Here is a 22,609-nt window from a genome sequence, read left to right as displayed (position 1 = left end):
CCTGTGCCTTACTTGTCACTATGACCATGACGAGGCAGGTGCAGGCCCCGACCCACGTGCAGGCGGAGGCGCCGCACAGCGCCGTGCGGGTGGTGACGGCCATCGCGGCCCTCGCCCTCGGCGGGTTCGTCATCGGCACCACGGAGTTCGTGACGATGGGCCTGCTGCCCGACATCGCCACCGGCGTCGGCGCCACGATCCCCGAGGCGGGGCACGTCATCACCGCCTACGCCGCCGGGGTCGTGGTCGGCGCGCCGCCGATCGTGTCGCTGGGTGCGCGCCTGCCGCGCCGCGGCCTCGCGCTCGGCCTGGTGCTCGCGATCGCGTTCGGCAACGTGCTCACCGCGCTCGCGCCGTCGTACGGCAGCCTGATGGTCGCCCGCTTCGTGGCGGGCCTGCCGCACGGCGCGTACTTCGGGGTTGCGTCGCTCATCGCGGCCTCCCTGGTCAGCCGCGACAAGCGCGGACGCGCCGTCAGCTCGGTGATGCTCGGCCTGGCCGTCGCGCAGGTGGCCGGCGTCCCGGCCAGCACCTGGCTCGGCCAGGCACTGGGGTGGCGCGCGGCCTACTGGGCCGTGGTGGCCCTCGCGGTCGTCACCGCGATCGGCCTGGCCACCGTCGTCCCGGCCGCCGGTCGCGACACCACCGCGTCGGTCAGGCGCGAGCTCGGCGCGCTGCGCCGCCCCCAGGTGTGGCTGACGGTCGGCATCGGCACCGTCGGGTTCGGCGGCATGTTCGCCGTCTACAGCTACGTCGCGCCCACCATCACCGAGGTCACCGGCCTCGGCCGCGGCGCCATCCCGTGGGTGCTCTTCGCCTTCGGCGTGGGCAGCATCGTCGGCACCACGCTCGGCGGACGGCTCGCCGACCGCTGGCTGTTCGGCTCGCTCGTCGGCGCCATGGTGACGATCGGCGTCTTCCTCGGTCTGTTCGTCGGGGCGGCCCACCACCCCGTCACCGCGATCCTCGTGCTGTTCTGCATCTCGGTGAACGCCTCGGTGCTCGCGGTGCTCCTCCAGCTGCGCCTGATGCTCGTGGCCGGCGAGGCCGAGATGCTGGGCGCCGCGATGAACCACTCGGCGCTCAACATCGCCAACGGCCTCGGTGCCTGGCTCGGCGGCCTGGTGATCGCCGCCGGACTGGGCTACACCGCCCCCGCCGCGGTCGGGGTCGTCCTCGCCACGGCCGGCCTGGTGGTGCTGGCGGTCTCGGCGACCATCGAGCGCCGCGACCACCTGCGCGTCTCGCTCTCGCACTGACCCCCGCTCAGGCGAGCAGGTCGTACCTGACGAGGTCGTCGAAGCTCCCGTCCGCGAGGGGCTCGGCGGCCCGCTCGGTGCCCACGTGCACGAAGCCCAGGCGTCGGGCGATCGCGTTGCTGCCGGGGTTGGACGCCGCGGCCAGCAGCTCGACGCGGCGCAGCCCCATGCCGTCCGGCGCGGTCGCGTGCGCCAGGGCCAGCCGCGCCGCCTCGCCCACGACGCCGCGCCCGCGCGCGTCGGGGTGGGCCCAGTAGGCGAGCTCGCCCGTCAGGGGCTCGACCTCGCCGACGTTGGTGACGGCCACGGTGGCCAGGAACGCGTCGCTCGCGGGATCGGCGACGCACCAGTGCACCGACCGTCCGGTGGCCGACCCCCACGCGTTGCGGTCGAGCCATCGGCGGGCCGCCGCGAGGTCGCGCGGCAGGCCGACGACCTGAAGGAACCGGTGGGTCTCGTCGTCGCGGGTGGCCTCGACGACGCGCTCGAGGTCGTCCTCGCGGAACGGACGCAGCCGCCCCCGCTCGCCGTCGACGACCGGGGTGTCCCACCAGGTCGTGCGGGGCTCGGGACGGTCGCCGAACGACAGGTGGCCGGTCCAGGCGTCGAGCAGCCGGCCGCGCTCGTGCAGCAGCCCGGGGGTGGTGCCGTCGAGCGAGAACCCGGCACGCCACGCGACGCGCAGCGAGTCGACGTTGCCGACGTGCGCACGCCAGTGCACGATCTCGACGCCGCCGTCCATGAACGCCCACTGCGTGGCCAGCGACACCGCGCGGTGCATGACCCCGCGCCCGCGCGCCCACGGGTGCAGCGCGAAGCCGACGTCGGCGACCGGCAGGCCACGGACGTCGAGGTTGCCCGCGTAGCGAGGCTCGCCGTCGTCGTCCAGCGCCTCGACGGCCCAGCCGCGGTGCTGCCGCTGCCAGCCCTCGGGCAGGAAGTCGCGCACGTAGCGCTGTGCGTCGGCCCGGGTGTAGGGGTGCGGGACGCTCGTCCAGCGCACCATCTGCCCGTCCTGGCACATCTGCGTCATCGGGTCGACGTCGTCCTCGGTGTGCGCGCGCAGCGTGACGACGCCGTCGGTGAGGACGGGCACCTCGTCCTGCCAGCGCATGCTCACGTGTCGAGGCGGAACGGGTCGGCCGGGTACACCCCGAGGATCCGGACGTGGGTGGTGAAGAACCCGAGCTCCTCGAGCGCGAGGGCCAGCGGCCGCTCGTCCGGGTGCCCGTCGACCTCGGCGAGGAACTGAGTGGCCGTCCACTCGCCCTCGACCATGTACGACTCGAGCTTGGTCATGTTGACGCTGTTGGTGGCGAACCCGCCCAACGCCTTGTAGAGCGCGGCCGGCACGTTGCGCACCCGGAACACGAAGCTGGTGACGGTGGGTCCGCGGCCCGCCGGCACCCACTCGGGGTCGCGGGCGAGCACGACGAAGCGGGTCGTGTTGTGGTCCTCGTCCTCGACGTCGCGCGCGAGCACGTCGAGACCGTAGATCTCGGCCGCCAGCCCGGTGGCGAGCGCGGCGCGCGTCGGGTCGGCCCACTCGGCGACCTCGCGGGCCGAGCCGGCGGTGTCGCCGCCGATGACCGGCAGCAGGTCGTGCTCGCGGATGATCTTGCGGCACTGGCCCAGCGCGTGGATGTGGCTGTGGACGGTGCGGACGTCCTCGAGCCGGCCGCCGGGCACCACCATCAGCGAGAAGTGGATGGGCAGGAAGTGCTCGGCGACGATGTGCAGGCTCGACGTCGGCAGGAAGTGGTGGATGTCGGCGACGCGTCCGGCGATCGAGTTGTCGATCGGGATCATCGCGCGGTCGGCCCCGCCGCCCTCGACGAGCGCGAAGACGTCCTCGAACGAGGCGCACGCGACGGGCTCGGCGTCGGGGTACTCGCGCCGGCAGACGATGTCGGAGTTGGAGCCCGGCTCGCCCTGGTAGGCGATGGTCATCCTGCTGATCATCGGACCACCTCGTGCGCGCCGCGTCCGGGGGAGACGACGAACGAGCGCGGCGCCGTCAGCTCGGCGTGCGCGAACGACTTCTCGACGGCGGCGACGACCGCGTCGACGCCCTCGCGCGGGACCAGTGCGATGGCGCTGCCGCCGAAGCCGCCGCCGGTCATCCGGGCGCCGAACGCGCCGGCCTCGAGCGCGGCGTCGACGGCGACGTCGAGCTCCATGCAGGACACCTCGTAGTCGTCGCGGAGCGAGACGTGCGACGCGGTGAGCAGCGTGCCGAGGTGCTCCCACTGCCGCTCGCGCAGCGCCCGGACGGCGGCGCGCGTGCGCGTCGTCTCGGTCATGACGTGGCGCAGCCGTGCCTTGAGCACCGGGTCGTCGACCTTGAGGATCGCGTCGGGCGGCGCCAGGGCCAGCTGCTCGACGCCGACGAGCTCGGCCACCTGCTCGCACTCGCTGCGACGCGTCGCGTACTCGCCGCTCGCGTGGGTGTGCTCGGCGCGGGTGTCGACGACGACGACCGCGAGGCCGTCGGCGTCCCAGCCCGCGGGCACGCTCGTCAGGGTCGGCGGCTCGGTCCGGGTGTCGACCAGCAGCGCGTGGCCGTCCTCGCAGCACGCCGACGCGAGCTGGTCCATCGAGCCGGTGGGGGCCCCGACGTAGTCGTTCTCGGCGGTCTGGGCGAGCCGGGCCACCTGCGCGGACGTCAGGTCCAGGCCCTGCAGGTCGCGGACGGCGAGCGCCACGACGCACTCCAGCGCGGCCGACGACGACAGGCCCGCGCCGAGCGGGACGTCGGACTCGAGCACGAGGTCGTAGCCGGGGAGCACGTGGCCGTCCTGCGCGCAGGCCCACACGACGCCGGCGACGTAGCCCGCCCAGCCGTCCACCTGGCCCGGCTCGGTGTCGACGCCGAACTCGACCGACCCCTCGGCCTCGGAGCTCCAGACGCGCACGCGCCCGTCGGTGCGGGGACGCGCCTTGAGCCGGGTGGTGCGGTCGATCGCGAACGGCAGCGCCGGGCCCCCGTTGTAGTCGAGGTGCTCACCGATCAGGTTGACCCGTCCGGGCGCGGCCCAGGCGCGGACGGGGGCGTCGTTGGTCGAGGTCACGGGCACAGTCTGGTCCCTGCCGGTCGGCGCGCGCAGCGGGGCACGTCCTGTCCTGTGGATCGTCGGTGGACGACGAGGACGACGGCGGTGGCCGGTGGCGGGGTGCCACGTCCTGCCCGACGATGGTGGGGCAGACCGTCGCAGGCAGAGGAGACCCCATGGACGACACCCCCGAGGACCTCACGGTCCTTGTCGTCGGCGCGTCCCGCGGGCTCGGCCTCGCGATCGTCCAGGAGCACCTGCGACGAGGGGCGCGGGTGGTCGCGACCGTGAGGGGCACCGGCCGGACCGCCCTGCACGAGCTGGAGGAGGGCGCCGACGGCCGGCTCGAGGTCGAGTCCGTCGACATCAACGAGCCCCCGCAGGTCCAGGCGCTCCGCGAGCGGCTCGGCGGTCGCCGGCTCGACCTGCTGTTCGTCAACGCGGGGGTGACCAACGACCGCGACGAGACCACCGCCGACGTCACCACCGAGACCTTCACCCACCTGATGGTCACCAACGCGCTCAGCCCGATGCGCGTCGTCGAGACGCTCGGCGACCTGGTGGACCCTCGCGGCACGATCGCGGTCATGTCGTCCGGCCAGGGCAGCGTCGCGAACAACGAGCGCGGCGGGTTCGAGGTCTACCGCGCCAGCAAGTCCGCGCTCAACCAGCTGATGCGCAGCTACGCGGCCCGGCACCGCGACGACCCGCGCACGCTGCTGCTCATGGCGCCGGGCTGGGTGCGGACCGACCTCGGCGGGTCGGACGCCCACCTCACCGTCGACGAGAGCATCCCCCGACTGGTGGCGACGATGGCGGCCCAGCGCGGGCGGGCGGGCCTGCAGTTCCTGGACTACCGCGGCGACACCGTCGCCTGGTGAGGGGAGCGGGAGCCGCGCGTCCGGGCACTGGCAGAATCGGCGCATGCCGCGCTCGTCCTCCCAGCCTCGTGTCCTGTCCGGCATCCAGCCGACGGCCGACTCGTTCCACCTCGGCAACTACCTGGGGGCCCTGCGGCAGTGGCCCCTGCTGCAGGACGACCACGACGCGTTCTACATGGTCGTCGACCTGCACGCGATCACGACGCCGCACGACCCGGCGCTGCTGCGCGAGCGGACGCTCCGCTCCGCGGCGCAGCTGATCGCGGCCGGCGTCGACGCCGAGCGCAGTGCGCTGTTCGTGCAGAGCCACGTGCCCGAGCACGCCCAGCTCGCCTGGGTGCTGGGGTGCATCACCGGCTTCGGCGAGGCCAGCCGGATGACGCAGTTCAAGGACAAGTCGGCCAAGGGGGGCGCCGAGGGCTCGACCGTCGGGCTGTTCACCTACCCGATCCTGCAGGCCGCCGACATCCTGCTCTACCAGGCCGACCGGGTGCCCGTCGGTGAGGACCAGCGTCAGCACCTCGAGCTCACCCGCGACCTCGCCGGCCGGTTCAACCACCGCTTCGGTGAGGCGTTCACGGTGCCCGTGCCGCACATCGTCAAGGAGACGGCGAAGATCACCGACCTGCAGGACCCGACGGCCAAGATGAGCAAGTCGGCGTCGTCGCCTGCGGGCATCGTCGACCTGCTGGACGAGCCCAAGGTGTCGGCCAAGAAGATCCGCTCGGCGGTCACCGACTCGGGCAGCGAGGTGCGCTTCGACGCGGCCGCCAAGCCCGGCGTGTCGAACCTGCTCACGATCTACTCGACGCTCACCGGCGAGACGGTCGCCGCGCTCGAGCAGAGGTACGAGGGCAAGGGGTACGGACACCTCAAGGTCGACCTGTCCGAGGTGGTTGGCGAGTTCGTCACCGACTTCCGCGGACGGACGCTGGCGCTGCTCGACGACCGGGCCGAGCTCGACCGCCTGCTGGCCCGCGGGGCCGAGCGTGCGCGCGAGGTCGCGTCGGCGACGCTGGCCGACGTCTTCGACAAGGTCGGGTTCGTGCCGCCGTCGGGCGCCGGCGCCTCGACCACAGGCTAGGGTCGGCGCATGCTGACGATCGGCGTGGCGGTCCCGGTCCCCGAGCCGTGGGGCGAGCAGCTCCGCAGCCACCGGGCGGCCTTCGGCGACCCCGCCGCGCGGACGGTCCCGACCCACGTCACGCTGCTGCCGCCGCAGCAGACCGACGGCGACCTCGACACCGTGTACGAGCGCCTGTCCGAGGCCGCGGCCGAGCACCGTCCGTACCGCATCCACCTGCGGGGCACGGGCACCTTCCGCCCGATCTCACCGGTGGTGTTCGTGGCGGTGGCCGAGGGGATCTCGCCCACCGAGCTGCTGGCCAAGTCGGTGCGGGCCGGGCTGCTGAAGGGCGACCTCGAGTTCCCGTACCACCCGCACGTCACCGTCGCGCACCACCTCGACGACGAGGCGCTCGACCGCGCGTTCGACGAGCTCGCCGAGTTCGAGTGCACCTTCGACGTCACCGCCTTCTCGCTCTACGTGCACGACGAGCGCGACGGCTGGATCACCCACCGCGAGTTCGCGCTGTGACCGAGGAGAAGCAGGGCATCGGCGCCAAGATCGCCGCGCGCCTCGAGGCGGCCCGTGCGCGGTCGCCGTTCCTCGACCACGTGCTGCGGATGAACGACCACTACACGCGCTCGGGCGGCAACCTGCTGGCCGGCGGCGTCACGTACTTCGGGTTCCTGTCGTTCTTCCCGCTGCTCGCGATGGCGTTCGCCGTCGCCGGCTGGGTGTCGAACATCTACCCCCAGGCCAACGACACGGTGGTCACCGCCGTGCAGGGGATCCTGCCCGGCATCATCTCGGACCAGCCGGGCGACGGGTCGATCACGCTCGACCAGATCACGCAGGCCGCGGCCACGGTCGGCGTCGTCGCGCTGGTGGGTCTGCTCTACACCGGGCTCGGCTGGATCCAGGCCCTGCGCGAGTCGGTGACGACCACCTTCGACCAGTCGATCGCCAAGCGACCGAACTTCGTCGTGGGCAAGGCGACCGACCTGCTGGCCCTCGTCGTGATCGGCCTGATCCTCACGGTCTCGGTCTCCATCACCTCGCTCGTCGGCGGGTTCACCGACGCGATCCTCGACGTCGTGCAGACGCCCGGAGTCGTCGCGCAGGTGGTCGTCTACGTGCTCGGCGCGCTCGTCGGGCTGGCCGCCAGCACGCTGCTGTTCTTCGCGATCTTCTCGATCCTCGGCCGGGGCAGCCACGTGCCCGCCTCGGCACGCCGCAGCGGTGCGCTGCTGTCGGCGATCGGCTTCGAGGTGCTGAAGTTCCTCGTGGTCTACGTGCTGGGCAGCGTCGGCGGTACCGCGTTCGCGCCCCTCGCGCTGGCCATCACCCTCGTGGTCTGGATCAACTACTGCTCGCGCCTGACGGTCTACGGCGCCGCCTGGGCCTACACCGTGCGGGGCGTCGCCGCGCTCGACACCGCGCCCGCGGCCGAGCCCTACGCCCTCGGCCACGAGCCCGAGTCGACCATCCGGGTGGAGCCCGCCGCCGCGGCGATGCCCTCGGCCTCGCAGCTGGTCACGCTGGCGCGTCCGGTCGCGGTCCTCGGCTCGCTGGTCGCGCTGCTCTACGCCTGGCTGCGCAGCGAGAAGGCCAAGGAGCTGACGCGGCGGTGAGCGACCTCCCCACGCTGCCCACCCGCGCCGAGCTCGAGTCGGCCGCGGCGCGCGTGGCCGGGCAGGTACGTCGCACCCCCGTCCTGGACGTCCACGGCGACGAGCTCGGCGTCCCGGCGCGGGTCGTGCTGAAGCTCGAGCTGACCCAGCACACCGGGTCGTTCAAGGCACGCGGCGCGCTGAACTCCGTCCTGTCGCTGCCCGACGGCACCACAGGCGTCGTCACCGCGTCCGGAGGCAACCACGGTGCGGCCCTCGCGTGGGCGGCCGGCCACGTCGGCGTGTCGGCCGACGTGTTCGTCCCGTCGACGTCGCCGCAGGAGAAGGTCGACCGCATCCGCGGCTACGGCGCGACCGCCCACGTCGTCGACGGCTACTACCCGCAGGCCGCCGAGGCCGCGCGGGCCTACGAGGCCGAGCACCCGGTGGAGATGGTGCACGCCTACGACCAGCGGTCCATCACGTGCGGCGCGGCGTCGGTGGGCCTGGAGATCTCCCAGCAGGTGCCCGACGCCGACCACGTGCTCGTCGCCTGCGGGGGAGGGGGCCTGTTCTCCGGCACCGCCCTGGCCCTGCGCGACCGGGTGCCCGTCGTCCCCGTGGAGCCCGAGCGCTGCGCCAACCTCGCCGCCGCCCGGGCCGCGGGCGAGCCCGTCGAGATCGAGGTCGGCGGCGTCGCGGCCGACTCCCTCGGCTCCTCCACCGTCGGCCGCTACGCCTTCGCGGTGTCCACCGAGCTGGACCTGCCTCCCGTCACCGTCCCCGACGACGCGATCGTCGAGGCCCGCCGCTGGCTTTGGCAGCGCTGCCGCGTCCTCGCCGAGCCCGGTGCCGCGACGCCGCTCGCCGCCCTGATGACCGGCGCCGTGACCGTCCGTCCCGGCGAGGTCGTCGTGGTCGTCGTCAGCGGCGGCAACAACCCGTCCATCCCCTAGGCCTGCGCCCCTCACAGCAGCCGCAGGTCGTCCCCGAGCTCGTCCGCGCCCCAGGTGGTGAGGTGGAGGGCCAGCACGGTCTGGAAGGCGGCGGCCGACGCGGGCAGGCTCGCCTCGCGGCGGTGCGCGAGGGCGACGGTGCGCTCGAGACGGGGGTGCTCGAGCGGGGTGCCGCGCAGGGTCGGACGGGTGCGCAGCACCATGCTGGGCACCACGGCCAGGCCGATGCCGGCCTCGACGAACTGCAGCACGGCGTCCATCTCGCCGCCCTCGATGGCGAGGGTCGGCTCGAACCCCGCGGCCAGGCACGCCGCCCGGGTGCGCTCGCGGAGGTCGTAGCCCTCGCGGAACATCACCAGCGGACGGCCGCGCAGGTCCGAGACGGGCATCCGCGGCTGGTCGGTCGGGGGAGGGGCGTCGGCGGGGCTGGCCAGCAGCAGGCTCTCGCGCAGCAGGGGCGTCAGGCTGAGGTCGGGGTCGGCGCCCCGGGGCGAGTCGATCATCAGCGCGAGGTCCAGCTCGCCACGGTGCAGTGCGTCGACGAGGTCGCGCGACCCGCCCTCGCGCACCTGCAGGTCGATGCCGGGGTACTCGGCGTGGAACCGCGCGAGCGCTCCCGCGAGCAGGCCGGCGCACAGCGACGGCGTGCCGCCGAGCCGCAGCAGCCCGCGTCGCATGTCCGAGACCTCGGCGACGGCACGCTGGGCGGCCTCGACGTCGATCAGGATCCGCTGGGCCAGCGGGAGCAGGGCCTCGCCGGCGGCGGTCAGCGTCACGGCGCCGCGGACGCGGTCGAACAGCCGCGCGCCGAGGGTGTTCTCGAGCACCCGCACCTGCTTGGACAGGCTGGGCTGGGAGACCCCCGAGAGCTCGGCGGCCTGCGTGAAGTGGCGGGTGCGGGCGACGGCCACGAAGTACGTCAGCTGGTGGATCTGCAGCGCCATGACACGAGCCTATCCCGACGATAGCCAACGGCTATGAAAGCACACCTCACTATGACTTAGCGGATCCGTCGCAACCGACCTACTGTGAGCAGGTGGCGACCAAGACACTCTCCCCCCGCGCGCAGGCGAGCCGCTCGACGGTGGCGCTGAAGGCCCTGATGGCAGTCTCCGGACTGATCATGGTCGGGTACCTGCTGATCCACATGTACGGCAACCTCAAGTTCTTCCAGGGCCAGGAGCGCTTCGACTCCTACCTCGAGGGCCTGCGGAACATCGCGTACCCCTACCTGCCGCACGGCGGCGCGCTGTGGATCCTGCGCGTCGTCCTGCTGAGCGCCGTGCTCGCGCACGCCTACTCGGCCGTCGCGCTCTGGCGCCGGGCCCGCACGGCCAGCGCACGCCGGGGAGCCAACCGCTACCACTCGAACCAGAACCGTCGGGGCGTCCAGCGCTCCTACGCCTCGTTCACCCTGCGCTGGGGCGGCATCATCATCCTGGCGTTCATCGTCTTCCACGTCCTGCACTTCACCGCGGGCGTGCTGCACCCGGGCGGCGACACCGACAGCAAGTTCCAGGCGATGGTGAACAGCTTCTCGATCTGGTACGTGACGCTCGCCTACGTCGTCGCGATCCTCGCCGTCGGCTTCCACCTGCGCCACGGCCTGTGGAGCGCCTTCGCCACGCTCGGCGCCAACACGAGCACCAAGCGTCGCCGTCACCTCAACATCTTCGCGACGGTGCTCGCCGTCGTCATCGCCGGCGGCTTCCTCGTGCCGCCGCTGTCCATCGCCCTCTTCGGCTACGGGAGCTGACATGACTCAGAGCTCAGGAATCGACGAGTTCTTCACCGAGGGTGCGCCGATCGCCGACGCCAAGGCGCCCACGGTCGACGACATCTCCCAGATGTGGGACCAGCGGCGCTTCGACGCCAAGCTGGTCAACCCGGCCAACCGCCGCAAGCTCTCGGTGATCATCGTGGGCACCGGTCTGGCCGGCGCCTCGGCCGCCGCCACGCTCGGCGAGGCCGGCTACCACGTCACCAGCTTCTGCTACCAGGACAGCCCGCGCCGCGCGCACTCCATCGCCGCGCAGGGTGGCATCAACGCCGCCAAGAACTACCGCAACGACGGCGACTCGATCTACCGGCTGTTCTACGACACCGTCAAGGGCGGCGACTACCGCTCGCGCGAGTCCAACGTCTACCGCCTCGCGCAGACCAGCGTCGAGATCATCGACCAGTGCGTCGCGCAGGGCGTCCCGTTCGCCCGCGAGTACGGCGGCCTGCTCGACAACCGCTCCTTCGGCGGCGTCCAGGTGTCCCGCACGTTCTACGCGCGCGGCCAGACCGGCCAGCAGCTGCTGATCGGCGCCTACCAGGCGCTGGAGCGCCAGATCGCCGCCGGCGCGGTCAAGATGCACACCCGGCACGAGATGCTCGAGGTCGTCGTCGTCGACGGCAAGGCGCGCGGCGTCGTCGTCCGCGACCTCAAGACCGGCGAGATCTCCACCCACCTGGCCGACGCCGTCGTGCTCGCCAGCGGCGGCTACGGCAACGTGTTCTACCTGTCGACCAACGCGATGGGCTGCAACGTCACGGCCACCTGGCGCGCGCACAAGAAGGGCGCCTACTTCGCGAACCCCTGCTACACGCAGATCCACCCGACCTGCATCCCCGTCAGCGGCGACTACCAGTCCAAGCTGACGCTGATGAGCGAGTCGCTGCGCAACGACGGCCGGATCTGGGTGCCCAAGGCCCACGAGGACGACCGCGACCCCCGCGAGATCCCCGAGGACGAGCGCGACTACTACCTCGAGCGCATCTACCCGGCCTTCGGCAACCTGGTGCCGCGCGACATCGCGTCGCGTGCGGCCAAGAACGTGTGCGACGAGAAGCGCGGCGTCGGCCCCGGCGGGCTCGGCGTCTACCTCGACTTCGCCGACGCGATCGACCGGATGGGACGCCCGGCCGTCGAGGCCAAGTACGGCAACCTCTTCGACATGTACGAGCGGATCACGGGTGAGAACCCGTACGAGGTGCCGATGCGCATCTACCCGGCCGTGCACTACACGATGGGCGGCCTGTGGGTCGACTACGACCTGCAGAGCTCGATCCCGGGCCTGTTCGTGACCGGCGAGGCGAACTTCTCCGACCACGGCGCCAACCGCCTCGGCGCGTCCGCGCTGATGCAGGGCCTGGCCGACGGGTACTTCGTCCTGCCCAACACGATCAACGACTACCTCGCCGACGGCCCGTTCACGAAGGTGGACGAGTCCGACCCCGCCGTCCTCGAGGCGCGCGAGCAGGTCGAGTTGCGCATCGAGCGACTGCTCTCCATCAAGGGCACCCGCACGGTCGACTCCTTCCACAAGGAGCTCGGCCACGTGATGTGGGACTACTGCGGCATGGAGCGCAGCGAGGAGGGCCTGCGCAAGGCGATCAGCCGGATCCGGGAGCTCAAGAAGGAGTTCTGGGAGGACGTGCTGGTCACCGGTGAGGGCATGGAGCTCAACCAGAGCCTGGAGAAGGCCGGCCGCGTGGCCGACTTCCTCGAGCTCGGGGAGCTCATGTGCATCGACGCCCTGCACCGGCAGGAGTCGTGCGGCGGCCACTTCCGCGCCGAGAGCCAGACCGAGGACGGCGAGGCCCTGCGCCACGACGACGAGTTCGCCTACGTCGCGGCCTGGGAGCACGGGGACGCCGGTCCGGTCCTGCACAAGGAAGACCTGGTCTACAACTACGTCGAGCTGAAGCAGCGGAGCTACAAGTGAAGATCAACCTGCGGGTATGGCGCCAGAAGAACAACGAGACCGACGGCCAGATGGTCGACTACCAGCTCGACGACGTGTCCGAGGACATGTCGTTCCTGGAGATGCTGGACGTCCTCAACGAGGACCTCAGCGTCCGGGGCGAGGAGCCGGTGGCGTTCGACCACGACTGCCGTGAGGGCATCTGCGGCTCGTGCGGCGTGGTGATCAACGGCATCGCGCACGGCCCCGAGGTCACCACCACGTGCCAGCTGCACATGCGCAGCTTCACCGACGGCGACACGATCGACGTCGAGCCGTGGCGCTCGGGCTCGTTCCCGGTGGTCAAGGACCTCGTGGTCGACCGCAGCTCGTTCGACCGCATCATCCAGGCCGGCGGCTTCGTCAGCGCCCCCACGGGCACCGCGCCCGACGCGCACGCCACCCCGGTGCCCAAGAAGGACGCCGACCACGCGTTCGACGCCGCCACTTGCATCGGGTGCGGCGCCTGCGTCGCGGCGTGCCCCAACGGCTCGGCGATGCTGTTCACCGCCGCCAAGATCACGCACCTCGGACTGCTGCCCCAGGGCCAGCCCGAGCGCGACAGCCGCGTGATCGGCATGGTCGACCAGCACGATGCCGAGGGCTTCGGCGGCTGCACCCAGATCGGCGAGTGCACCGCGGCGTGCCCCAAGGGCATCCCGCTGCACACCATCTCGCGGCTGAACAAGGACCTCCTCGGGGCCCTCGCGCGCGGCGAGGGCTGAGGGCATCTAGCCTGACGTGATGCCCGACGCCAGCTCGTACGACCTCGCCACCGCGGTCGACGCGCTGACGCCCGACCTGCTGGAGCTGCGGCGCACGGTGCACGCGCACCCCGAGCTGTCGTGGCAGGAGGAGCGCACCACCGACCTCGTGTCGGCGTGGCTCGACAAGGGCCGGGTGCCGCACGAGCGCCTGGACGGCACCGGCCTGGTGGCCGAGGTGGGCAGCGGCCACGGTCCGCTCGTCGCGCTGCGCGCCGACCTCGACGCGCTGCCCGTCGACGACACCACCACCGACCCCTGGCGGTCCACGGTGGCCGGGGCGGCGCACGCCTGCGGCCACGACGTCCACGTCGCCGCCCTGGTCGGCGCGGCCACCGCGCTGGCCGAGGTCGACCGGGTGACGCCGCTGCCGGTGCGGGTGCGGCTGGTCTTCCAGCCCGCCGAGGAGATCATGCCCGGCGGGGCGCTCAAGCTGATCGCCGGCGGCATCCTGCGCGGCGTCTCGCGCATCTTCGCGCTGCACTGCGACCCGTCTCTCGACGTCGGCCAGGTGGGCCTGCGCGAGGGCGCGATCACGGGTGCGTCCGACAAGATCCGGGTGGTGCTGAACGGCCGGGGCGGGCACACGTCGCGTCCGCACCTCACCCAGGACCTCACCTATGCCCTGGCGACGCTCGTCACCGAGCTGCCCGGCGCGCTGTCGCGCCGCCTGGACCCCCGGGCCGGCGCCAGCATGGTCTGGGGGAGCGTCCACGCCGGCAGCGTGCCCAACGTCATCCCGTCCACCGGCGAGATCTCCGGGACGCTGCGCATGCTCGACGCCAGTGCCTGGCACGAGGCCGAGCACCTGGTGCGCGGCCTGATCGCCGACATCATCGCGCCCTACGGCGTCAGCGCCGACGTCACGTACGTCCGCGGGGTGCCGCCCGTCGTCAACGAGGCCGCGTCCACCCAGCTGCTGCGCGAGGCCGTCACCGCCGCGATCGGCCCGAGCGCTGTCGCACCGACGTCGCAGAGCCTCGGCGGGGAGGACTTCGCCTGGTACGTCGAGTCCGTGCCCGGAGCGATGGGACGCCTCGGCACCCGCACGCCCGACGGGCCCACGTACGACCTCCACCAGGGCAACCTGCGGGTCGACGAGCGCGCCGTCGCCATCGGGGCCAAGGTGCTGGCCACCGCGGCGCTCGTCTCGCGTCCCTGACGCGGCCGCGGCGCGAGGTCACAGTCTCGTATCGAGTCCGTTCGCGACCCCGGTGCGAAACATCCAGCGTCTAGAGTCTGGGTCGCCGGGGACGTTCCCGGACCCACCACACCACGCACTCCAGGGAGCTACGTTGCGTCGACTCAGCACCTTCGCCGCCGCCGGGATCACCGCTTCGGCGCTGCTCCTCGCGGGCTGCGGGACCAATGCCGACAGCGGCTCGGACGACGCGTCGGCCGAGGCCTCCTCGGGCGGCAGCGGCGACCTCAAGGTCGCCCTCGCCTACGACGTCGGCGGCCGCGGCGACAAGTCGTTCAACGACGCCGCCTACAAGGGCCTCCAGGAGGCCAAGCAGGCCTCGGACTTCGAGTCCACCGAGGGCGAGGCGTCGACCGACGAGGACGAGGCCACCCGCGAGAACCGCCTGCGCGGGTTCGCCGACGACGGCTACAACGTCGTCGTGGGCGTCGGCTTCGCCTACAGCGAGTCGGTCAACGCGGTCGCGCCGGACTACCCGGACGTGAACTTCGCGATCATCGACGGCTTCGACCCCGACGACACCGAGAACGAGAACGTCGCCTACCTGACGTTCGCCGAGGAGCAGGGCTCCTACCTGGTCGGCGCCGCCGCCGCGCTGCAGTCCGAGTCCGGCCAGATCGGGTTCGTGGGCGGCGTCAACAACGCGCTGATCCAGAAGTTCCAGGCCGGCTACGAGGCGGGCGCCAAGGCCGCCAAGCCGGACGTCAAGATCGACGTCACGTACCTCGAGGAGACCGACGTCAGCGGCTTCAACGCCCCCGACGACGGCCAGGCCGCGGCCACCGCGATGTACGAGGGCGGCGCCGACGTCGTCTACCACGCCGCCGGCGCCTCGGGCGCGGGCGTCTTCGACGCCGCGACGCAGGCCGACAAGTTCGCCATCGGCGTCGACTCCGACCAGTGGCAGAGCGCCAGCGCCGACCAGAAGCCCCACATCATGACCTCGATGCTCAAGCGCGTCGACGTCGCGACCAAGGACTTCATCGCCTCGGTGGCCGACGGCAAGCCCCAGACCGGCTACACGACGTTCGACCTCAAGGCCGACGGCGTGGGCTACTCCACCTCCGGCGACCTGCTGACCGAGGACACGATCAGCAAGCTCGAGGGCTACAAGAAGCAGATCGTCGACGGCGACGTCACGGTGCCCGACAAGCCGTGACCACCGGCCGCTCGTGAGACCCGAACCCGGGGCCGTCGCACCGACGGCCCCGGGTTCGTCATGATGCAGCGTCCGTCATGATGCAGCGTCCGTCATGATGCATCGTCGGTCATGATCCGCACCGTTCGTACCAGGGAGAGCTCGTGGCACCACCCGAGACGGCCGCCGTCGTCCTCAGCGGCATCGGCAAGAGGTTCCCGGGCGTCGTGGCCAACCACGACGTCGACGTCACGATCCGGCCGGGCACCGTCCACGCCCTGATCGGCGAGAACGGCGCGGGCAAGTCGACGCTGATGAAGATCCTCTACGGCGTCCAGGCGCCCGACGACGGCACCATCACCGTCGACGGCGAGACGGTCACCTTCTCCTCGCCCACCGACGCGATCGCGCGCGGCATCGGCATGGTCTTCCAGCACTTCATGCTGGCCGACAACCTCACCGTCCTCGAGAACGTCGTGCTCGGCGCCGAGAAGCTGCACGGCATCGGAGGCGGAGCCCGCCGGAGGATCCGCGAGATCTCCGAGCAGTTCGGCTTCGGGCTCGACCCCGACGTGCTCGTCGAGACGCTCGGCGTCGCGGCCCGTCAGCGCATCGAGATCCTCAAGGTCCTCTACCGCGGGGCCCGCATCATCATCCTCGACGAGCCCACCGCCGTGCTGGTCCCGCAGGAGGTGGACGCCCTGTTCGAGAACCTGCGGGTGCTCGTCGCGGCCGGCAACTCGGTGCTGTTCATCTCGCACAAGCTCGACGAGGTGCTGGCGATCTCCGACGACATCACGGTGATGCGCCGCGGCACCACCGTCGGAACCGCCGACCCGGCCACGGCCACCCGCCTCCAGCTCGCCGAGCTGATGATCGGCGAGGAGCTGCCGAGCCCGGCCACCACCGAGTCCACCGTCACCGACGTCGTCCAGCTGAGCATGCGGAACGTCAGCGTCTTCGCCTCCGACGGACGCGCCGTGCTGCAGGAGATCGACCTCGAGATCCACCGGGGCGAGGTGCTCGGCATCGCCGGCGTCGAGGGCAACGGCCAGGCCGAGCTGGTCGAGGCCGTCATGGGCATGCGCACCCTGAGCGGCGGCACGATCCACCTCGGCACCGAGGACATCACCGGCTGGAGCAACCGCCGCGTGCGCGAGGCCGGCGTCGGGTACGTCCCCGAGGACCGTCACCGCCACGGGCTGCTGCTCGACTCCCCGCTGTGGGAGAACCGCATCCTCGGCCACCAGACCCGCAAGCCCAACGTCCGCGGCCTGTTCGTCGACCGCAAGGGTGCCCGCCGCGACACCCAGCGCATCGTCGACTCCTACGACGTGCGCACGCCGTCCATCGACACCACCGCCCGCGCGCTGTCGGGCGGCAACCAGCAGAAGCTGATCGTCGGACGCGAGATGTCGGGCGACCCGGTCCTGCTCATCGCCGCACACCCCACGCGCGGCGTCGACGTCGGCGCCCAGGCCGCCATCTGGGACCACGTCCGCACGGCCCGTCACGAGGGCCTGGCGGTGCTGCTGATCTCGGCCGACCTGGACGAGCTGATCGGCCTGTCCGACCGCATCGAGGTGATCCTGCGCGGCCGGCTCGTCGGCCGGTTCGACCCCCGCAAGGTCACCGCGCAGGAGCTCGGCTCGGCGATGACCGGTGGAGGCGAGGCCGCATGAACGTCGCGCGTCGCGTCCTGTTCTCGCTGCTGCCCGCGGTCGTCGCGGTGGTGCTCGCGATGGTCGTCACCGGCCTGGTCATCGCCGTCACCGGCGGCTCGGCCGGCCAGTTCTACTCCACGATCCTCTCGGTGCCCATCCCTCGCGTGTCGGTGACGATCGTCAACCAGACCGCGATGATCGCGATCTCCGCGTTCGCCGCGGCCATCGCGTTCCGGATGAACCTGTTCAACATCGGCGTCGAGGGCCAGTACATCGCCGGCAGCTGCGCGGGCGCGTTCTTCGCCGGGTCCGGCCTGATCTCCGGGCCCGCCGTCATCCCGGCCACCCTCGTCGTGGCGGTCGTCGCCGGCGCCGCGTGGGCGAGCATCGGCGGCTTCCTGCTGGTCGGCCGCGGCGTCAGCGAGGTGATCTCGGCGATCATGCTCAACTACGTCGCCCTCACCCTCGCCGGCTACCTGGTCAACCGCTACGGCGTCTCCAGCGGCTACACGTTCACCACCAACCCGCTCGAGCTGAACCAGCAGCCCGTCGGGTTCCAGGTCGTGGACGGCCCCTACCAGGTGTGGGCGCTGGCGATCATCGCCGTGCTCGTCGCCATCGGCTACTGGCTGCTCATCAACCACACCCGCTTCGGCTTCGACCTCCGCGCCACCGGCACCTCGTCGACGGCGGCCGCCGCGAGCGGCGTCGACGCCAAGAAGATGACGCTGATCGCGATGGCGCTGTCGGGCGGCGTCGCCGGCCTGGTCTGGATGCCCGCGTTCTTCGGCTCGGTGCACAAGTTCGGCATCCCCGAGAACTTCCAGAGCGGGCTCGGCTTCACCGGCCTCGCCGTCGCGCTGCTCGGCCGCAACCGCTCGGTCGGGATCATGGTGGGCTCGCTGCTGTTCGCGTTCCTGTCCGCCCAGTCCAACGACCTGCAGTCGGTCGGCGTCGCGCCCGAGATCATCTCGATCACCCAGGGCGTCGTCGTCCTCGCGGTCGTCGTGGCCTACGAGATCGTCCGGCGCCTGCAGATCAGGCGCGAGCAGGAGACCGTGGCCCGCGAGCTCGACTCGGCCCGGCCCGCCCCCGAGGAGGCCAGCCGATGAGCACGACCACGACCCCCCGGTCCGACTCGCGCATCCGCACGTTCCAGCACGCCTGGCTCCTGCTGGCGCTGGTCGCCGTGGTCACCGTCGCCCTGGTGCGCGTCGTCACCGGCGCCGACCAGCTGACGGCGCCGGGCACCCTGCGCGCCATGATCCTGTCGGCCTGCCCCATCCTGCTGGCCGCGCTCGGCGGCCTGTGGGCCGAGCGGGCCGGTGTGGTGAACATCGGGCTCGAGGGCCAGATGCTGCTCGGCACGTGGGGCGCGGCCTTCATGGCGTACCACGCGGGCCCGTACGCGGGCGTCGTCGGCGCCGCGGTGATGGGCCTGCTCGGCGCGCTGCTGCACGCCGTCGCCACCGTCACCTTCGGCGTCGACCACATCGTGTCGGGCGTGGCGGTCAACATCATCGGCCTCGGAGCGATCGGCTTCCTGGCCAAGGCCTACTTCAACGATCTCGAGGGCGGCGGGCCGCGCAACCTGTCGGGGTACGACACGCTGCCGCGCGTCACCGTCCCCGGCCTCTCCGACGGCGCCCAGTGGCTCTCCGACCGCCACGTCTTCGGCGTCTCGGACGTCGCCGCGCTCGTCGCCGCGGCCACCACGGGCGTCTCGCTGCTGACGATCCTGGTGGTGGTGCTCGTCGTCGCCAGCGGGTGGATCCTGTGGCGCACCCCGTTCGGCCTGCGCCTGCGCTCGTGCGGCGAGGCCCCCCAGGCCGCCGAGACCCTCGGCGTCAACGTGATCCGCTACAAGTACGTCGCGGTGCTGGTCTCGGGCACGCTGGCCGGGCTCGGCGGCGTCTACCTGACGATGGTGTCGTCCAGCTCGTTCACCGTCGGCCAGACCAACGGCACCGGCTACATCGGCCTGGCCGCGATGATCTTCGGCAACTGGCGCCCCGGCGGCATCGTCATCGCCTCGCTGATGTTCGGCTACACCGACGGCGTCAGCCTGCTGCCCGCGGGTGGCCTGGTCGTCCACGCGCTCCTGCTGCTCATCACCGTGGTGCTCGCTGCGCTGGCCGTCTGGCGCCTGCGCCAGGGGCAGAAGATCACCGCGCTGTCGATCGGCTCGATCGCGGTGCTGGTGCTCGCCTGGTACCTGGTCACCGACAGCGTGCCCCGCGCGTTCGTCGGCATGACGCCCTACGTGATCACGCTGTTCGCCCTCGCGGTGGCCTCCCAACGACTGCGCATGCCCGCGGCCGACGGCAAGCCGTACCGCAAGGGCCAGGCGGGGTAGCCTGCCTGTCGTGGACGCCCTTCCCGACACCGGGCCCTGGACCGAGCTGCACGCCCAGGCGACCCAGGTCATGCGACGCGCGTACGCCCCCTACTCGGACTTCCAGGTCGGGGTGGCCGGCCTGGTCGACGACGGCCGCACCGTGGTGGGGTGCAACGTCGAGAACGCGGCGTACGGCGTCGCGCTGTGCGCCGAGTGCGGCATGGTGTCGTCGCTCCACGCGAGCGGCGGGGGCCGGCTGACCCACGTGGTGTGCGTCGACCGCAACGGCGACCTGCTGATGCCCTGCGGCCGGTGCCGCCAGCTGCTGTGGGAGAACGGCGGGCCCACGTGCGAGCTCGCCACCGCGCACGGCGTGAAGACGATGTCCGAGGTGCTGCCCGACGCCTTCGGCGCGGACGACCTGGCCGGCCGATGACCACCGCCACGCTCACCACCGACCTCGACCTCACCGACCCGGGGTTCGTCGCCGACCCCTACCCGGCGCTGGCCTCGCTCCGCCGGATCGGCCCGATGGTCCGCCACGAGACGCGCGGCACCTGGCTCGCGACGTCGCACGCCGCGGTGAGCGCCGTGCTGCGCGACCGCGCGTTCGGACGGGTCTGGACCGACCGCGAGCCCGCGGCGCAGATGAAGCCGTTCAACGACCTGCACCAGCACCAGATGATGGAGAACGAGCCGCCGCAGCACACCCGGCTGCGGCGCCTCGTCGCCGGCGCGTTCGGGCGGGGCCACGTCGAGCGGATGCGCCCCCGCGTCCAGGCGCTGGCCTCGGAGCTGCTCGACGCGTTCGACGGGCCCGTCGTCGACGTCGTCGGCGCCTACGCCGAGCCGCTGCCGGTGCTCGTCATCGCCGACCTGCTCGGCGTGCCGGGCGAGGACCACGAGCTGCTGCGCGACTGGTCGCAGGCGATCGTGAAGATGTACGAGCACGACGTCCCCGCGTCCACCCGCGACGCCGCCGTCGCCGCGAGCACCGCGTTCTCGGACTACGTGCGGGCGTTCGTCGCCGAGCGCCGCCACGACCCGCGCGAGGACCTCGTCACCGACCTGATCGCGGCCACCGAGGAGGGCGGTCGACTCAGCGAGGACGAGCTCGTCGCCTCGGTCGTGCTGCTGCTGAACGCCGGCCACGAGGCGTCGGTGAACGCCTTCGGCAACGGCCTGGCGTCGCTGCTGCAGCGTCCCGACCAGCTGGCCCGCGTGACGTCCGGCGAGGTGTCGGTGGAGTCCGCGCTGGAGGAGCTGCTGCGCTTCGACGCGCCGCTCCAGCTGTTCGAGCGCACCTGTCTGCGCGACTCGGTGGTGCTCGGCACCCCGGTGGCCGCGGGCGAGACCGTGGCCTGCCTGATGGGCTCGGCCAACCGCGACGCCGCCGTCTTCGCCGAGCCGGACGACCTCGACGTCGCCCGCGATCCCAACCCGCACGTCGGCTTCGGCATGGGCGTGCACTTCTGCCTCGGCGCACCGCTCGCCCGCCTGGAGCTGCAGATCTCGCTCGGGGAGCTGCTGCGCCGCCACCCGGGGCTGAGCGCCACCGGCGTCGCCCCACGCCGTCCCACGTTCGTCCTGCGCGGCCTCGAGCGCCTGGACGTCGACCTCGAAGGAAGCCCCGCATGACCCAGCCCGAGCAGCACGACGCCGTCGAGGTGATCGCCGCCAAGCGCGACGGCGGCGAGCTCGCCGACTCCCAGATCGACTGGGTGGTCGACGCCTACACGCGCGGCGTCGTCGCCGACGAGCAGATGTCGGCGCTGGCGATGGCGATCCTGCTGAACGGCATGGGACGCCGCGAGATCTCGCGCTGGACGGCGGCGATGATCGCCTCGGGCGAGCGGATGGACTTCTCCGGCCTGTCCCGTCCCACCGCCGACAAGCACTCCACCGGCGGGGTCGGCGACAAGATCACCCTGCCGCTCGCCCCGCTCGTGGCCGCGTGCGGCGTGGCCGTCCCGCAGCTGTCGGGCCGCGGCCTCGGCCACACGGGCGGCACGCTCGACAAGCTCGAGGCGATCCCCGGCTGGCAGGCGTCGCTCAGCAACGAGCAGATGCTCGACCAGCTCGAGCAGGTCGGCGCCGTGATCTGCGCCGCGGGCTCGGGCCTGGCGCCGGCCGACAAGAAGCTCTACGCGCTGCGCGACGTCACCGGCACCGTCGAGGCCATCCCGCTCATCGCCAGCTCGATCATGAGCAAGAAGATCGCCGAGGGAACCGGCTCGCTGGTGCTCGACGTCAAGGTGGGCGTGGGGGCGTTCATGAAGACCGAGGCCGACGCGCGCGAGCTCGCCGAGACGATGGTGGCCCTCGGCACCGACGCCGGCGTCGCGACCACCGCCCTGCTCACCGACATGTCCACCCCGCTCGGCCTCACGGCGGGCAACGCGCTCGAGGTGGCCGAGTCCGTCGAGGTGCTCGCCGGCGGCGGTCCGTCCGACGTCGTCGAGCTGACGCTGGCGCTGGCCCGCGAGATGCTCCGCGCCGCCGGCCGCGGCGACGTCGACCCCGCCGACGCGCTCGCCGACGGCCGCGCGATGGACGTCTGGAAGCAGATGATCCGCGCCCAGGGCGGCGACCCGGACGCCGACCTGCCCCGCGCGACCGACATCCACGTGGTCCCCGCACCCGCCGACGGCGTCCTGTCGCGCCTCGACGCGATGGCCGTCGGCCTGGCCGCCTGGCGTCTCGGCGCCGGCCGCTCGCGTCCCGGCGAGGCCGTGCAGGCCGCGGCGGGCGTGCAGATGCACGCCAAGCCCGGCGACGTCGTCCGCGCCGGCGACCCGCTCCTGACGCTCCACACCGACACCCCCGAGCGGTTCGCCCGCGCCCTGGAGGCCCTGGAGGGCGGCTTCGACGTCGCCGAGGCGGGCACGCCCGTCGACGCGGCACCCATCGTCATCGACACGATCAGCTGAACCAACCGAGAGGACCGA

21 protein-coding genes are annotated in these 22,609 nt (G+C 72.3%); 17 read left to right on the top strand and 4 right to left on the bottom strand.

Translation table 11 applies throughout. The features are described from left to right. Positions 1–26: 26 nt before the first annotated feature. On the top strand, positions 27–1,259 hold the full coding sequence (locus ACI6PP_RS02995; RefSeq protein ID WP_421108959.1) for an MFS transporter: 1,233 nt from the start codon (positions 27–29) through the stop codon (positions 1,257–1,259). Between the two features lie 7 nt (positions 1,260–1,266). Here ACI6PP_RS02995 and ACI6PP_RS02990 read toward each other — a convergent pair whose 3' ends face one another. Genes ACI6PP_RS02990 through galK form a run of 3 tightly spaced genes read right to left on the bottom strand, consistent with a single transcriptional unit; the run spans position 1,267 to position 4,330 of the window. After that, positions 1,267–2,373, bottom strand: a complete 1,107-nt coding sequence (locus ACI6PP_RS02990) for a GNAT family N-acetyltransferase (RefSeq protein WP_421109003.1) — start codon at positions 2,371–2,373, stop codon at positions 1,267–1,269. A 2-nt stretch (positions 2,374–2,375) separates the two neighbouring features. Further along, positions 2,376–3,209, bottom strand: a complete 834-nt coding sequence (locus tag ACI6PP_RS02985) for a prephenate dehydratase (RefSeq protein WP_421108957.1) — start codon at positions 3,207–3,209, stop codon at positions 2,376–2,378. A gap of 8 nt (positions 3,210–3,217) precedes the next feature. Then, a complete protein-coding gene (gene galK, locus ACI6PP_RS02980; protein ID WP_421108955.1) occupies positions 3,218–4,330 on the bottom strand; it encodes a galactokinase in 1,113 nt (370 codons plus the stop codon). Between the two features lie 158 nt (positions 4,331–4,488). Between galK and ACI6PP_RS02975 the strand changes: the two genes are divergently transcribed. Genes ACI6PP_RS02975 through ACI6PP_RS02955 form a run of 5 tightly spaced genes read left to right on the top strand, consistent with a single transcriptional unit; the run spans position 4,489 to position 8,825 of the window. Further along, positions 4,489–5,193: an SDR family NAD(P)-dependent oxidoreductase gene (locus tag ACI6PP_RS02975; RefSeq protein WP_421108953.1), complete on the top strand. Its 705-nt coding sequence runs from the start codon at positions 4,489–4,491 to the stop codon at positions 5,191–5,193. Positions 5,194–5,236: 43 nt separating this feature from the next. Beyond that, a complete protein-coding gene (gene trpS / locus ACI6PP_RS02970; RefSeq protein WP_421108951.1) occupies positions 5,237–6,277 on the top strand; it encodes a tryptophan--tRNA ligase in 1,041 nt (346 codons plus the stop codon). Between the two features lie 9 nt (positions 6,278–6,286). Then, positions 6,287–6,790 (top strand): 2'-5' RNA ligase family protein, encoded by a 504-nt coding sequence (locus ACI6PP_RS02965; RefSeq protein ID WP_421108949.1) that lies wholly within the window; start codon positions 6,287–6,289, stop codon positions 6,788–6,790. Next, a complete protein-coding gene (locus ACI6PP_RS02960; protein WP_421108947.1) occupies positions 6,787–7,890 on the top strand; it encodes a YihY/virulence factor BrkB family protein in 1,104 nt (367 codons plus the stop codon). The genes ACI6PP_RS02965 and ACI6PP_RS02960 overlap by 4 nt, the downstream gene beginning before the upstream one ends. After that, positions 7,887–8,825, top strand: coding sequence for a serine/threonine dehydratase (locus ACI6PP_RS02955; protein WP_421108945.1), 939 nt, complete (start codon positions 7,887–7,889; stop codon positions 8,823–8,825). Before ACI6PP_RS02960 ends, ACI6PP_RS02955 begins: the two co-directional genes overlap by 4 nt. A gap of 11 nt (positions 8,826–8,836) precedes the next feature. Here the strand turns inward: ACI6PP_RS02955 and ACI6PP_RS02950 are convergent, their stop codons facing one another. After that, positions 8,837–9,769 (bottom strand): LysR substrate-binding domain-containing protein, encoded by a 933-nt coding sequence (locus ACI6PP_RS02950; protein WP_421108943.1) that lies wholly within the window; start codon positions 9,767–9,769, stop codon positions 8,837–8,839. 92 nt (positions 9,770–9,861) lie between these two features. On the opposite strand from ACI6PP_RS02950, the gene ACI6PP_RS02945 reads away from it, so the two are divergent. The 11 genes from ACI6PP_RS02945 to ACI6PP_RS02895 all read left to right on the top strand — a co-directional run bounded on the left by ACI6PP_RS02945 (position 9,862) and on the right by ACI6PP_RS02895 (position 22,591). Beyond that, on the top strand, positions 9,862–10,581 hold the full coding sequence (locus ACI6PP_RS02945; RefSeq protein ID WP_421108941.1) for a succinate dehydrogenase cytochrome b subunit: 720 nt from the start codon (positions 9,862–9,864) through the stop codon (positions 10,579–10,581). Position 10,582: 1 nt separating this feature from the next. Next, a complete protein-coding gene (locus ACI6PP_RS02940; protein WP_421108939.1) occupies positions 10,583–12,538 on the top strand; it encodes a fumarate reductase/succinate dehydrogenase flavoprotein subunit in 1,956 nt (651 codons plus the stop codon). Further along, a complete protein-coding gene (locus ACI6PP_RS02935; protein WP_421108937.1) occupies positions 12,535–13,281 on the top strand; it encodes a succinate dehydrogenase/fumarate reductase iron-sulfur subunit in 747 nt (248 codons plus the stop codon). Before ACI6PP_RS02940 ends, ACI6PP_RS02935 begins: the two co-directional genes overlap by 4 nt. A 19-nt stretch (positions 13,282–13,300) precedes the next feature. Further along, positions 13,301–14,482: an amidohydrolase gene (locus ACI6PP_RS02930; RefSeq protein WP_421108935.1), complete on the top strand. Its 1,182-nt coding sequence runs from the start codon at positions 13,301–13,303 to the stop codon at positions 14,480–14,482. A gap of 133 nt (positions 14,483–14,615) precedes the next feature. After that, positions 14,616–15,680 carry a BMP family lipoprotein gene (locus tag ACI6PP_RS02925; protein WP_421108933.1) on the top strand — a complete coding sequence of 355 codons (1,065 nt, stop codon included), beginning with the start codon at positions 14,616–14,618 and terminating at the stop codon, positions 15,678–15,680. 143 nt (positions 15,681–15,823) lie between these two features. Beyond that, positions 15,824–17,341, top strand: a complete 1,518-nt coding sequence (locus tag ACI6PP_RS02920) for an ABC transporter ATP-binding protein (RefSeq protein ID WP_421108931.1) — start codon at positions 15,824–15,826, stop codon at positions 17,339–17,341. Beyond that, positions 17,338–18,435 carry an ABC transporter permease gene (locus ACI6PP_RS02915; RefSeq protein WP_421108929.1) on the top strand — a complete coding sequence of 366 codons (1,098 nt, stop codon included), beginning with the start codon at positions 17,338–17,340 and terminating at the stop codon, positions 18,433–18,435. Before ACI6PP_RS02920 ends, ACI6PP_RS02915 begins: the two co-directional genes overlap by 4 nt. Then, complete coding sequence (locus ACI6PP_RS02910; protein ID WP_421108927.1) at positions 18,432–19,679, top strand: ABC transporter permease; 1,248 nt, start codon at positions 18,432–18,434, stop codon at positions 19,677–19,679. Before ACI6PP_RS02915 ends, ACI6PP_RS02910 begins: the two co-directional genes overlap by 4 nt. A 46-nt stretch (positions 19,680–19,725) precedes the next feature. Then, complete coding sequence (locus ACI6PP_RS02905) at positions 19,726–20,097, top strand: cytidine deaminase (RefSeq protein WP_421109001.1); 372 nt, start codon at positions 19,726–19,728, stop codon at positions 20,095–20,097. Then, positions 20,094–21,299 carry a cytochrome P450 gene (locus ACI6PP_RS02900; RefSeq protein WP_421108925.1) on the top strand — a complete coding sequence of 402 codons (1,206 nt, stop codon included), beginning with the start codon at positions 20,094–20,096 and terminating at the stop codon, positions 21,297–21,299. The genes ACI6PP_RS02905 and ACI6PP_RS02900 overlap by 4 nt, the downstream gene beginning before the upstream one ends. Then, entirely contained in the window at positions 21,296–22,591 is a 1,296-nt protein-coding gene (locus ACI6PP_RS02895) for a thymidine phosphorylase (protein ID WP_421108923.1), read from the top strand. The genes ACI6PP_RS02900 and ACI6PP_RS02895 overlap by 4 nt, the downstream gene beginning before the upstream one ends. Positions 22,592–22,609: the final 18 nt, after the last annotated feature.

Origin of the sequence: Solicola agrisoli, assembly GCF_049059935.1 — a bacterium.
Taxonomy (GTDB): domain Bacteria; phylum Actinomycetota; class Actinomycetes; order Propionibacteriales; family Nocardioidaceae; genus JAURVT01.
The sequence above is the reverse complement of the archived record's forward strand: the minus strand, read 5'-3'. Positions and strand labels throughout refer to the sequence as shown.